Origin of the sequence: Nitrosospira multiformis, assembly GCF_003050865.1 — a bacterium.
Lineage (GTDB): Bacteria > Pseudomonadota > Gammaproteobacteria > Burkholderiales > Nitrosomonadaceae > Nitrosospira > Nitrosospira multiformis_E.
In genome coordinates this window covers 1-12872 of the sequence record NZ_QAOK01000019.1, presented here as the reverse complement: position 1 = coordinate 12872, position 12872 = coordinate 1, and the positions used below count along the sequence as shown (strand labels likewise).

Genomic DNA, 12872 nt, shown 5'->3' with positions numbered 1-12872 from the left:
CTTTGCGGCTGTTAATTCGAAGTAGGTGGACTTGCCCGACCTACTTCTATAGATTTGTCATTCCGGGTCTCACCCGGAATTCAACTTATAATTTGCTTGCGTCATATAATCAAAACCCTGAATACCGTTTTTTCACAGGTATGACAAGTGCTATCTAATATCGAATCAAACAAAGCGCCTATGAAAAACTCGAAGATCAGCATGCCCGAACAGGGCATTTTTTTTATCGAAGAAATAGAAAAAATTGCAAAGCTCGCCGGAGAAATTATCAGAGCCCACTACACACAAGGTGTGACAACCGAATTCAAATCCTCTCGACAGGTCGTAACTGCCGCTGACAGGGAATCCGAGCAATTCCTGAAAGAAGCGTTGCTGCAACTCCACTCGTGCCATTTTTATGGAGAGGAGAGCGGGGGAGTCGTTATCGAGCAGGGCGAGCAGTGGGTCGTTGACCCATTGGATGGGACCGAAAACATGACGGGATACCCACCGCTTCTTGCCATCTCCATCGGGCTTCTCCGCAACGGAAAACCTGTTCTCGGTGTCATTTACGATCCCATTCATGACATCTTATATAGCGCACAGGAAGAACATCAGCTAAAAATAAATGGAGAAGTTACGCGGGTAAGGAGTCCGCCCGAACCGGCAAACGCGATCGTTGGAGTCGATTTTTCCTCTGAAATGCACACGCGCTCGGAAACACTTGGGCAGCTTTCGCGTGTATTGCAACAGGCGCGCGCAGTAAAAGTATTGGGAGTTCCTGTTTTATCGCTGGCCGAAGTGGCAGCGGGAAGGCTCGACCTGTTTTTCCGACCTTCGACCAAACTGACGGACATGGCAGCAGGGGTTTGTATGGTCAGGGCGGCGGGAGGAAAAGTGGTTGATTACGAGGGTAGAGAATGGACGATACATTCGAAAGGGGTGATTGCAGGCTCTTCCAGCATGATAGATGCCTATATGCCTTGTTTTTCATAACCTAACTGATCGGCACATCTCGACTGTCTCAGGTGTCCTGAAATAATTACTGGAAGTCATCGCAGACGCGGGTCAAAACCCTCGTCATTACAGAAACAGAAATTTATCAAAAATTAGCCGCCTGATCTGCCGCTGTAAAACAACACCTAATAATAACTTGGGGGGTTATAGCAGCATATGCCTTCGGAAAAAGAGCCGGACCTTGCTGTCGCTGGTTTGGCTTTACTCATCATATTTGGACTCTTGATCTGGTATGACAAGCCAGTCGAGAGTCCCCGTCCTTTTGATCCGTACATTCAGCGCCAGGATCTACAAACAATCGGATATTCATACGAAAGCTGGCTGTGGCAGGATCCCTTCGGTTTTGATCTGGATTCTTATACTGAAAGAAATCAATATTACATCGAGTTTAGGGACAAGTCAGAAAAAGCGTTTCCTCATCATTTCACGATACATAAAAAAATAGACATTGAGCCCGCCAATCGGGAAAAAGAGGTTGATCTAAAAAAAGAGTCAGAAGACAAGGAAAAAAAAGCTAAGGCAGGGAAAGCGGGACAAGCAGAAAGGCAATGCGAATATCAGTTAGCAGGAGCAAGTATGACGAAATATTATCACTTGCGTGCCACCGATACTCTATTCATTCGCGGCAATCTTGCGTTCGGTGAGTCAGGGGAGCATGGGGCAAGCGAACTTCCGCCGCTCCCATCGCTCTTTGCCGGAGCGTTCCGTTCAGCCATCCTAGGTCGCGCTCCCCAAGAGTTGGGGCAAACCAATATTAAGAAAACGAAAATATTGGTTCCCTTGTTAAAAGTACGTCCCAATACTACAGAAAATAAGGAATTGCGAACCCGGCAGCGTTATGCAGTAATTGCGGGGTTAATAGACTCCGGCTATCGGCCCTTGGAACCGGACCGTTTGCACTTTTGCTCCAGTCAAAAGAACAAAGCGTATGACGTACGCTGGGAGCATTACCAACATGAGTCCAAATATAATACAAATCAGGCAGAGAAAAATGAGTTAAGCGATAAACCAGACATTATTGTAGTCTGGATAAATAGCGAAATATTTAAAACTGATGACAATGCGCTCACTTTGGACAAGTTCGCTTCTGGGTTCGAGAATCTACTTGCTGAAGAGATATACATTTACGATTTGAACAACGTTCTTGATCTGGAATACCGAGACAAGATAACGGAGGAAATCAAGAAAAAAAATTGTAAAAGTATCTTACTCGTTAATCCTGATGGGTTCTATAAAAAAGTACCCACGGAAAAGCTATCTGAGGAACGACTCAATATTACTGAGGAGCTAACCAAGAAGCTATCTGGAGAATTAGCTCTACGAAAGGTTAAAGAACCATCTGATGTAATGATTATTACAGAACAAGATTCAGAAAATGCACGCACCCTAGCCAAGAACTTTTGTAGATTTTACTCCGAGCCTTCTGTTAACGATAAACAGGATACTAACGCCAAAGATAAACCTACCGCCGACGACCCTAAAGATAATATTTGTGAAATAAAAAAAATAAGAAACATTTTCTATCTGAAAGGCCTGGATGCCTACCAGCAAACATTGCATAAACAAGATAAGAATGAAAATCAAGCCAACAAACCCGTAGCCCGGCTTTCTGCAATCGACTTAGATATTCCACCACCCCTGCCTATCGGTCCAAGTCAATCTGATTACTTTCATCGACTGGCAAAGCAGATTAATGATGTCCATAAAGAGATAAATCTGGAGAAACGTGATAGCGGCATTAAAGCCGTAGGTATTTTCGGCAGCGATTTTTATGACAAATTGCTGATACTCGAAGCCTTGCGTGCAGAAATGCCGAATATGCTGGTCTTCACAACCGACCTTGACGCCCAGATGCTTCACCCACAACACTGGTCCTCAACCAGAAACCTTGTTGTAGCTTCGCACTTCGATCTGCTTGACGAAAAATATCAGAAACAATTTCCTTCCTTTCGAGATAGTCAACAGACCAACATTTTTTACCACATTATGAAAGTCGCAACAAACGACGCTAGGAGATCTGACATTCCTTCACCCCGAATATTTGAAATCGGGCGTCATGGGGCGGTGGAACTGGACGTAACACAGGAGAATGAAAATTGCTGTCCTCCTAATAACGTGCAGAATGCACCTCCGGACCAAAGTCACCTACAACGGGAACAAAGGTTTCCCCGTGATCAAGTCATGTTGCAGCAATTACCGTTGGATGAAACCAAACTGCAGCTATGGTTACAGGATCAAACCAAGCTACTGCTATCGTTAGTGCTTGGAATTACACTTTCCTTTATTTGTTTTCATTGGAGGATACGCCCCAACTCTGGAACATCATCCATTTACTTATTATTCGGCGCCTTGACAATTTTTTACATCGCTTTTTTCCGAGTTATAGATAAGTCAGAAGAAAACCTTAGCTTTACGGATGGCATCAGCTTATGGCCCTCTATATTCATACAAATTATTGCTATCTTAATGGCTATCGCATTTTTCTTCCGCGGAAAGAAAGAACTTAAAAAAGACTTTGTTGAGCTTAGTCAAAAGCATTTTGACAATTACCAAAATGACAGTAAATGGGATTTGAATATACCGTTTCGCTGCGGCGTTCTGCTGATCACACTCATTATTCTCCTTTTCTCTATCAGATTTTATGTCCTCAATGATGTGGACCCGTTAGATATTCAGTTCCTGCGGTGTTTACTGTTTCTTTTGATTTGGGCATTCACCTACTTTCTACTTAACTTTCTACTTAAGGCGCTATATAAATTTGTATTTAAAGATAGTATTGATTTTAATTCTATCAAGCACTGGATAGAAAAAGACAATCCGAAAAATACCTGCGAAATACGCAATCGGCTACGTAAATGCTGTAAGCAATGTGTTTTTCGGATTGTCTTTTTCCATCGTGATAGGTCACTATGCAAATGCTTTAAGCAATGGATAGAAATACGTAATAGGCTACGTAGATGCCTTAAGCACTGGATAGAAAAAGACAATTCGAGAAATACAAAGGGTAAGGGAGAAAACGGAAAATCCCAGTCAGGAGAAAACGAATCCGAACAAGAATTCAAGCGCCTTTGGCAGGAATATGATCACTATGGTCTAATTGGTCACCGCGTGAGCCGTGTTGTCGCAATATGGCTGTTCTTTTCAATCATCGAAACTATACTTATTTACATCCTGCCGCCTTGGCCACTCCCATGTCGTGGTGACATAGCTTGCAGGGGGGCGTCCTGGGCCTCTGTACTGAGCTTTACTGTCGTTATGCTTCTGCTTTTTTTTATACTTGATGCGGTGAGGCTGAACTTTTATTGGATAAAAAAATTGCGTATCCAGTTGACAGAGAGAAATAAAAAAAATACTGAGGAAGCTGATGACGTATTTGCCTCGCTTGAAAAAATTGTCACCGTCGTTGCAGAGAGAACCCAGGTAGTGGATAAGCTTATTTATTATCCAATGCTTTGCATTATGCTAATGTTATTTGCCAGGATCACTTATTTCGATAATCAGGACCTGCCGTTGAGCAAAGCCATTACTTTTGGTGTAAGCATTTCCCTACTCTTTTTTTCGGGCTTCATGCTTCGCTCTGAGGCCAAGCAACTTAAGAGTTCCGTTATCGAGAGCGCAGAAAATCTCATCAAAAATAAGAGATGCGCTCCACGAAAAGTAGATGCAGTCAAAGAGAGAATAAACAACATCTGTGAAGGTGCTTTCGAACCCATGTTCGAGCAACCTGTTTTACGCGCATTATTGATAATTTTGGCGTCTATCGGGCTTTTTGCCAGCGAATACCTCAAGCTATTTGAGTAATCTGAAGACTTATCCAAGCCGAGGATTGTTGAGAGACATTCGCGGTGGCTCTCTCTGGCTGAAGTCATCTTCCCTCAAGCAACGCTTTCAATTCATATTTTTCCCGGTCGATTTCACCTCGTGTGCGTACACTCAGACGCCGCAATAGGGGTAAGGGCGGGCACCATCCTTGCAGCGAATGCTGCAGCAGGAATGACAGTACAACCGTGGGTAACGCCAGCCATTTCCTGTTGACAGTCAGGCCGAGCAAAAGACCTGTCAAGGCCAATGTCGAGGCGTTGGCTTCAAGAGCACGCTCGATGTCCCATTCCTGGTCGAGTTCCTCAATGCGCCGATTGATGACTTCCTCGCTGCTGTTCGCATAACGCCGGATATTACTATTTGTTTGGCGGTCTATCTCGCGGTTCACGTTTGACGCTGTTGAGTGGCGAACGCGATCTCTGCTCGTTCGGTCTTCCGCATGTAACATGGCTCGTTCTCCTTTGAAGAAGTGATTCCGGGGGAGAGATTCATTTAAGTTGCTGAGGCCAGTGGCCAGTGAACAGGTAACAGGTAACAGGTAACAGGTAACAGGTAACAGGTAACAGGTAACAGGTAACAGGTAACAGGTAACAGGTAACAGGTAACAGGTAACAGGTAACAGGTAACAGGTAACAGGTAACAGGTAAACCTTTATTTTTATCTTTATTTTTGAAGATTTCTGTATGGAAAGACACAATTGACGCAGAAAAAAATATTGTTCAATCAATAATTCAATTAATCTGCCTCGCCTCTATCCTCTCCATAGCTGGATTAGATACGGCAAAACAAGGAGGCGGAGTTAAAGTGAGGAGTTATGCAAATTTCTCAAGAAGTCTCCGCTTCGGCTTTCGTCCCCTCGCACAGTCCAACGAGCGTAGCGGAATCAATGATGTGTTCTTTCATGCTTGCCGCTACCCGAGTTTTATCCGCACTTGCGGGTAAATCCAAGATGGTATCCAGCGCGAATAACTGGAAGAGGTAGTGGTGGGTGCCGTGGAAGTATTTGGGGCAAGGACCTTCATAACCGTGCGTTCCCCCATTGGCAATGCCTTCCGTCCCGCCCGCGGGAATACTGCCGGCTGAAACCGTTGTGGTATCAGGGGGAATATTGAATACCAGCCAATGTACCCAGGGAACCGGTGTTGCATCACGGTCTTCCACGATCAGGACCAGGCTTTTCGTTTCTGTGGGAAGGTCTCCAAACTCCAGGGGAGGGCTGATATTTTCTCCCATGCAGGTATGTGGTTTGAGAACGATGGTGTGATCAGGAAAAGCCGGGCTGGATATGAACATCCGTGACTCCTTTCAATTAATGGCTTCAGAAAAGAAGAGTTAAAACAGGAGAATTGGCTACAAAAATAGCGGAACCCTGGCTTACATGCAATACTGTTGAGTGAAGGGATTCTGACTGATTCTGACCCGTACCGGGAGCGCATGGAAAGCATATGGCTCAGCTGGGTAATCTGCCAATTAAAAAGATCGCGATTTTCAGGGCCTTGAAGCTGGGAGATTTCCTGCTGTTCGTCCCTGCGCTGCGGTTGATTCGGCGCGCTTTCCCACACGCCACCATCGATTATGTCGGGCTGCCCTGGAACAAGGCACTTGCCGCGCGCTACAATCATTATATCGACGAATTTGTCGAATTTTCGGGCTTTCCCGGATTGCCCGAGCATCCCTTCAAGGCCGAGGCGGTTACGGCCTTTCTGGAGGGCATGCAGCAGCGACAATACGACCTTGCTCTGCAAATGCATGGCAAAGGCACGGTGTCTAATCTTGTCGTCTCCCTTTTTGGAGCGGCTGTTGTGGCCGGGTTTGCGAGCGAGGACGGTCATTGGCCGAACTGCGATTTCTTCATGCCATACCCATCCAGCCAGCCTGAGTTGTTAAGGAATCTCGCGCTGCTTGAATTTCTTGGCTTGGGCCAGACGGACCGCGCGGGGGACAGGGCAATGGAGTTTCCGGTATTGGACGGGGACTGCCAGAAACTTCAGGAGCTGGAAGAATACGTGACTATTCTTGATAAACCTTATGTCTGCCTGCATCCGGGCGCTATCTCCGCAGCGCCCTGGCCTGCCGCGCATTTCGCGGAGGTAGCCGACAGGTGTATTCGGCAGGGTTTGAAGGTGGTGTTGACGGGTACCGCGGAAGAGAAGCCGCTTACGCAAGCGGTCGCGGGGAAAATGACGACGGACGCGGCGATGGCGATTGATCTTGCCGGTAAAACCGACATCGGATCACTCGCCGCCCTTCTGAAAGGCAGCCAGGCGGTGATTTCGAATGACACAGGTGTTGCGCATCTGGCGGTAGCGGTCGATGCTCCAAGCGTTACTGTCTTCACCACGACTGATCCGGTGATCTGGGGTCCGTTGGATCAGGTTCGTCATCGGGTTGTTTCGCGAAACGCCGTGGGGACACCGAAAGCAGCAATCAGGGCGCTGGAGGAATTAATTGGGCATTAATATGGAAGTAAAGGAGAATCAAGAAAGAAAAGAGAGAGCGACAGGGCAGGAGAAATTGCGCGTTCTTACCTGGCATATTCACGGCAACTACCTCTACTACCTCACCCAGGCTCCGCTGGAGTTTTATTTGCCCAAAGGAGAGGGCGCAGGTTACGGAGGTCGTTCGAGTGGTTTCGATTGGGGGGACAACGTGCACGACGTGCCCATCGAACAGGTGAAGGATCTCGATTTTGACGTGATCCTGTTTCAGCATCGCAAGAACTACGAAGTTGATCAGTACGAAATCCTGTCCGAGGCACAGCGGCGGCTGCCTAAAATTTACCTCGAACACGATCCCCCGCAGGAACATCCAACCAACACCGCCCACTGGGTGGACGATCCTTCCATGCTTCTGGTTCACGTAACCGATTTCAACCGCCTGATGTGGGATAGTAACGGAACACCGACCGCAGTCATCGATCATGGCGTGACGGTGCCGGACAACGTGAAATACACGGGTGAACATGCCAAAGGTATCGTAGTGGTGAATAACATGCACAAGCGCGGCCGCCGTCTCGGTCTCGATGTATTCGAGAAAATCCGCGAACAGATACCGCTGGACCTGGTGGGGATGGGTTCAACGGAACTGGGCGGGCTGGGTGAAGTGTCGCATGATGAGTTGCCTGCTTTCGTCGCCAGGTACCGTTTCTTCTTCAACCCCATTCGTTATACCAGCCTCGGGTTATCCGTCTGTGAAGCGATGATGACGGGAGTGCCTGTCGTCGGGCTTGCGACAACCGAGATGGTTACTGCAGTTGAGAACGGCAAAAGGGGCTATGTCGAAACCGACGTGGACAAGCTGATTGAACGGATGCGTTATCTGCTCGACGATCACGATCATGCACGGGAATTGAGCCGGAAGGCGCGAGAGTATGCAATTGGGCGATTCAACATCCAGCGATTTGCCAACGACTGGCAAAGAGTCGTCAGCAACTTTGTTCAGAATGCCCGCTGAGAAACAGCGGCGTAGTGAGTGGCTTAGTGCTCGGTGCTCAGTGACTGGGCAATAATTCTGCTGCCAATGCAAGAACCTCTGCAACCGGTACGCTTTCGACGAACGAGTACGGATGACTGCAGTCCGCTTTCTGCGGCTGAAACGGCCAGGGTGAAACAGGCCGGATGCCGCATTGGGGACATTCAAGTTGCCAGCTTATCGCAATGCGGTGCCGGTCGCGGCTGAGCGGTCCCCAGTTGAGTACATTGGGTGCCCAGTAAATCCCGACTGTACGTGCGCCCACTGCGCGTGCCAGATGGAGCGGACCAGTATCGTTGCTGACGACGAGCACGCTTTGCTGTAAAAGAGCGGACAAGCCGCCCAGCCCGAGATCAGTGCAGGGAATGGCGGCGTAATTCATCGCCTCCAAGACATTCGCGACACGCTCTTCTTCTTTCGGTGTTCCCGTCACGACAACTTCATATCCCTTTTCAGTCAGATAGTTCGCTATCCCGGCAAAGCTGGCTGCAGGCCATACCCTGCGGAGGTCATCCGCGCCCGGGTGGATAACGACATAGGGTTTGCCCTTGATGAGTTGTCGGACTGGTTCTGCCTTCTGTTCGTCGGATTCCGTCACCTCGATGCGCGGTTCGAATCCGGTACTCGTGGTATGAGCCCCGATCAAGGCCGCCACTTCCAGATTGCGCAGAATCTCGCTCTGGTAATGCACATAAGGGATGGAACGGTCGAGGGATTCGGCAGGCGGATTGCACATACCTGCCGTCAGGCTGGCCCCGAATTTATTGATGAAGGGGTTGACGGATTTACCGTCACCCTGCATGTGAATGACGACATCGAGCTTCTCGCCTTGCATCGCCTGGCAAAACCGATCGACTTCCAGTGGGTAGGCGCAACTATCCGTATCGAGGACTTGGCCTTTTGACTCGACCGGATCGTTGACGCCAGCAAGCAGGGGAATACCGAGAACCCGATCCACTATCGACGGCCGACCGGCGAGGAATTCCTTTACCCAGGGCTTGGCAAGCAGGATGAGTTCTGCATCGGGATATGTCCGTTTAATCGCATTCAGGGCGGGCAGGATGACGATAAAGTCACCCACCGCCTTGGCGTGGAGAACCGCGATTTTGCGGGGTGAGAACGGGAGAGCCGGGGGAAAATTACCTGCTGCCAATGTCAGTCAAAATCGTTTCTTGTTCTTTGTTTCCTGGCATTGTCCTCGTTGCCTCCACACGTTTCACCCTTCGGATGTATTCGGGTGTATCTGTTCTCCTGCCGGCAGGCTTTATCCTGCCCTATACCCATGCGAGGAATTACTTGATATGCCCGATCGCCTTGCTCACATCCGCCGGCGTCTCATAGTCCTCATCCGGCAACTGTTCGAGCGTCTGCATTATATTCTCGTCAGCGCCCTTGGATTTGGCGTGATCCACGAGATCCTCCTTGTTCGCAGGGTAATCCATGCCGGACAGGAATTTCTGTACCTGAATCGGGTTTGCCTTTGCCATGATTCCTCCTTATCGCGATCGTTATCTCGGTTGCTTCACATTCAGAACTCAGTGTAGTTCATTTCCTGGCTGATTTCCGTGTAACTTTGATTGCATCTCTCCTTCATGAGAGAAGCGAATGACGAAGAAGCGGAGCGTGATGCAAGGCAATCCTCAGGCGATGGTAAAACTGCAAATCCTTATATGTGTGATGGCGAACTGAAATAAAACTCGATCAGGGGAAGAATAAAGTCACAAGCAACCACATGAATGATGGGCGAAACAACTCCCCATCGTTTGAATATGAACAGTTTAAGGAGGCAGGCATGAACAACATAATCTGGTGGGTGGGTTTTATTGTTATCCTTCTCGCTGTCTTGAGCTTCCTCGGATTGCGTTAAGAAGTGGCGGCGCCAGCGGTTACTCCTGAGAGCAGGCTGTTTTTCGTCAACGACGATTGCGTGAATAGCAATTCTCCAACAGGAGTAATCCTGGTCTTACTAGCTTCCTTGACAGAGGCTTGACATTGCATCGAGATTTACGCTACGTTTTGCTCTGACCAGAGCAGAGTTTTTTGAAATTTCCTTCCTGAATCAACTACTTTTGTGATATGTAATCGGTAATGATGACTGCTGATCAGATTATTAACACCGCAGTTGAGCTTGGCGAACAGAAATCGTGGGAGGCCGTACGCCTGCATGACGTGGCGACTGCGCTGGGCATAACTCTGAATGATGTGCATGCGCATTTTCGCGAGAAAGAGGATATTGTTGAAGCCTGGTTCGAGCGGGCAGACAGTGCGATGCTCAGGATGGCGCAGGCGCCGGACTTTTCCTTCCTGGCACCGCATCAACGGCTGCACCGGCTGATCATGACCTGGCTGGCCTCTCTTTACCCTTACCGCAAGGCTACAAGGCAAATGATCTATGGCAAACTGGAGCCGGGTCATCTGCACGTTCAGATTTCCGGATTGATGCGCGTCAGCCGTACCGTGCAATGGATGCGGGAGGCTGCAGGGAGGGATGCTACGTACCTCCGGCGCGCGTTGGAAGAAAGTGCGCTCACTTCCATTTATCTGGCGACATTTGTCCATTGGATGAACGACAGTTCGTCCAGTTCTTCCAGGACGAGCCGGTTTCTGGATGGATGTCTTTCCGTAGGGGAAAACCTGGATCGAATGATATTTTCCCGTCGACACCGGGGAGAAAGAACGGATAGCGGAGAAGCGCCGCAGGGTACATAAGGGGTGTATAAGGGTACGTACGGGTAGATTGAGGGTAGGGTGCCGAGAATCACTCCGGCAATGCGTCCCGCTGCTTTCCCCGCCCGCTGAGCGTCCATCTGACTGCCCCCCGTTGAACGACCTCTTTGACCTGCCTCTTTGGCTTCCATTATCAGCCCTCATTAAATCCCTTCCTGCCGCATGGATACCTTGACCCATGCTTTAAGCGGCGCATTGCTTGCGCGGGCAACCGCTCCACCCTCACATCATGCGCCTGACACCGGGCAGTTGACATTGCGCGCTCGCATGACCGCAGGCTTCATTGCAGCCGCGTTTCCCGACGTCGATTTCGTGTTGCGCGCGATCGATACGCTCACGTATGTCACATTTCATCGCGGCATTACCCATTCAATCATACTGTTGCCTTTCTGGGCCTGGCTCGTTGCGTGGATCCTCTCGAGTTTGTCTCGCCTTTCACGCCGGCCGTATCCCTGGCAGGCATTCTATGGCATCGCTGCGCTCGGTATCGGTATTCATATCGCCGGTGACGTGATTACCTCTTACGGTACGATGCTGCTGGCTCCGTTTTCCAGGCATGCTTTCAGCATTCCCTTCACATTCATTATCGATCCCTATTTCACCGGAATAATCGTGATCGGCCTTGTGGCCAGCATGTTCAGGCCAAAAGGCCGATATCCGGCGGTTGCTGCCTTGCTGATCCTGGGATGTTACGTTGGCTTCCAGGGGATTCTGCATTCACGAGCCATGGAGATTGGCGAGGCATACGTCAAAAACCATCAATTGAAGGAGGCTCAGGTCCACGCCTTCCCTCAACCGCTCTCGCCCTTCAACTGGAAGATTATCGTCAGCCATGACGATGACTATGAAGTAGCCTTGGTCAATCTGTGGCGTACGCAAGAACCTGGGACCTCCGCTGCCGGGAGCGGTTTGCTGGGCAGGTGGGAAGCGATTGCTGCAGGTTATCAGCCTGTTTCAACAGCAAAATGGACACGGCATAGTCGATTTGGTGAAACAGAGCGTCAGAGTGCTCTTGCCCGCGAGGCGTGGGGACAGAAGATTTTCGCCGGATTTCGCCACTTTGCGGCATTTCCTGCCCTCGATCGGATCGAGTATTACCCGGACGCAGTCTGCGTGTCTTTTCTTGATTTGCGTTTCATCGTTCCTTCCCTTCAGCCATCCCTGGTATTCGGCCTCTGCCGCGAAGGTCAGAATGGATCCTGGCAACTCGCACGCGACCGCGGCCTCTTCGGAAGAGACTGACGTAACATCGCGATTTCCCCCGGAATCGCGGTTTACCGAGCTTCCCGCTCTATCCTTTTCTTTGCCACCCGTTCTCTGTGCACGTTCAGGCCATTCAAACAAAGTAATCCATCGAATTTTGGTGATGGGTTCCGGCTTTCAGCCTTTCAGCCTCCACTCATCCTACCGTACTTCGATGCCCTCGCGGATAGGTCGCCTCCCTTCACTATCCCCCCACTGAATTTCGGATTGTGCGAGATTTGGTAGGGTATGAACTGGATATCTCCCACTGGAATATGCCCGGGTTCCATTTATCCCCTTCTATCACCTCAGCTCACTTCCTTCTACTCAACCTCGATAAAAGTTGATATTGGTCAAGGTTTCACCTCGTGCTGAGGCATACGATTCGATACCGGATAAGAGAATCCGATTATCTTTAATAACCCTACTCGTGGACCAAATATTCGGGAATCAATGAGGAAAACATGAAGATCAACGTACCCTCCGCCCTTGCAGGAGTCATGACGTACGTGACGTATCCCGGACTGGCGATGGCGGCAGCCGACCCCTACCAGTTAAATCTGCCCGAGCCGCAGACAGTCATTGCCCAGCAGATCTACGACCAGCACACGATG

General features: G+C 49.4%; 10 protein-coding genes. 6 read left to right on the top strand and 4 right to left on the bottom strand.

Annotation, left to right across the window (positions count from 1 at the left end; translation table 11 throughout):
• Positions 1-180: 180 nt before the first annotated feature.
• Positions 181-975 carry an inositol monophosphatase family protein gene (locus C8R21_RS10500; protein WP_107762653.1) on the top strand — a complete coding sequence of 265 codons (795 nt, stop codon included), beginning with the start codon at positions 181-183 and terminating at the stop codon, positions 973-975.
• A gap of 177 nt (positions 976-1152) precedes the next feature.
• Positions 1153-4797, top strand: coding sequence for a type III-B CRISPR module-associated Cmr3 family protein (locus C8R21_RS10495; RefSeq protein WP_107762652.1), 3645 nt, complete (start codon positions 1153-1155; stop codon positions 4795-4797).
• A gap of 64 nt (positions 4798-4861) precedes the next feature.
• On the opposite strand, the gene C8R21_RS10490 is transcribed toward C8R21_RS10495, so the two are convergent.
• Together C8R21_RS10490 and C8R21_RS10485 are read right to left on the bottom strand one after the other, a co-directional pair.
• Positions 4862-5266, bottom strand: a complete 405-nt coding sequence (locus tag C8R21_RS10490) for a hypothetical protein (protein WP_107762682.1) — start codon at positions 5264-5266, stop codon at positions 4862-4864.
• A gap of 377 nt (positions 5267-5643) precedes the next feature.
• A complete protein-coding gene (locus C8R21_RS10485) occupies positions 5644-6111 on the bottom strand; it encodes a YbhB/YbcL family Raf kinase inhibitor-like protein (RefSeq protein WP_107762651.1) in 468 nt (155 codons plus the stop codon).
• Positions 6112-6263: 152 nt separating this feature from the next.
• On the opposite strand from C8R21_RS10485, the gene C8R21_RS10480 reads away from it, so the two are divergent.
• Together C8R21_RS10480 and C8R21_RS10475 are read left to right on the top strand one after the other, a co-directional pair.
• A complete protein-coding gene (locus C8R21_RS10480; protein ID WP_107762650.1) occupies positions 6264-7277 on the top strand; it encodes a glycosyltransferase family 9 protein in 1014 nt (337 codons plus the stop codon).
• Complete coding sequence (locus tag C8R21_RS10475; RefSeq protein ID WP_219906640.1) at positions 7267-8271, top strand: glycosyltransferase family 4 protein; 1005 nt, start codon at positions 7267-7269, stop codon at positions 8269-8271. The genes C8R21_RS10480 and C8R21_RS10475 overlap by 11 nt, the downstream gene beginning before the upstream one ends.
• A gap of 37 nt (positions 8272-8308) precedes the next feature.
• Here C8R21_RS10475 and C8R21_RS10470 read toward each other — a convergent pair whose 3' ends face one another.
• A complete protein-coding gene (locus tag C8R21_RS10470; protein ID WP_107762648.1) occupies positions 8309-9442 on the bottom strand; it encodes a glycosyltransferase family 9 protein in 1134 nt (377 codons plus the stop codon).
• A gap of 139 nt (positions 9443-9581) precedes the next feature.
• Positions 9582-9776, bottom strand: a complete 195-nt coding sequence (locus C8R21_RS10465; RefSeq protein ID WP_074972745.1) for a DUF2795 domain-containing protein — start codon at positions 9774-9776, stop codon at positions 9582-9584.
• 601 nt (positions 9777-10377) lie between these two features.
• On the opposite strand from C8R21_RS10465, the gene C8R21_RS10460 reads away from it, so the two are divergent.
• Entirely contained in the window at positions 10378-10998 is a 621-nt protein-coding gene (locus C8R21_RS10460; RefSeq protein WP_107762647.1) for a TetR/AcrR family transcriptional regulator, read from the top strand.
• A 180-nt stretch (positions 10999-11178) separates the two neighbouring features.
• Positions 11179-12258, top strand: coding sequence for a metal-dependent hydrolase (locus C8R21_RS10455; RefSeq protein WP_107762646.1), 1080 nt, complete (start codon positions 11179-11181; stop codon positions 12256-12258).
• Positions 12259-12872: the final 614 nt, after the last annotated feature.

Coding starts and splice junctions, on each gene's coding strand:
- C8R21_RS10480 (WP_107762650.1), top strand. CDS start 6,264: ATGGCTCAGCTGGGTAATCTGCCAATTAAAAAGATCGCGATTTTCAGG.
- C8R21_RS10485 (WP_107762651.1), bottom strand. CDS start 6,111: ATGTTCATATCCAGCCCGGCTTTTCCTGATCACACCATCGTTCTCAAA.
- C8R21_RS10500 (WP_107762653.1), top strand. CDS start 181: ATGAAAAACTCGAAGATCAGCATGCCCGAACAGGGCATTTTTTTTATC.
- C8R21_RS10495 (WP_107762652.1), top strand. CDS start 1,153: ATGCCTTCGGAAAAAGAGCCGGACCTTGCTGTCGCTGGTTTGGCTTTA.
- C8R21_RS10455 (WP_107762646.1), top strand. CDS start 11,179: ATGGATACCTTGACCCATGCTTTAAGCGGCGCATTGCTTGCGCGGGCA.
- C8R21_RS10490 (WP_107762682.1), bottom strand. CDS start 5,266: ATGTTACATGCGGAAGACCGAACGAGCAGAGATCGCGTTCGCCACTCA.
- C8R21_RS10465 (WP_074972745.1), bottom strand. CDS start 9,776: ATGGCAAAGGCAAACCCGATTCAGGTACAGAAATTCCTGTCCGGCATG.
- C8R21_RS10460 (WP_107762647.1), top strand. CDS start 10,378: ATGATGACTGCTGATCAGATTATTAACACCGCAGTTGAGCTTGGCGAA.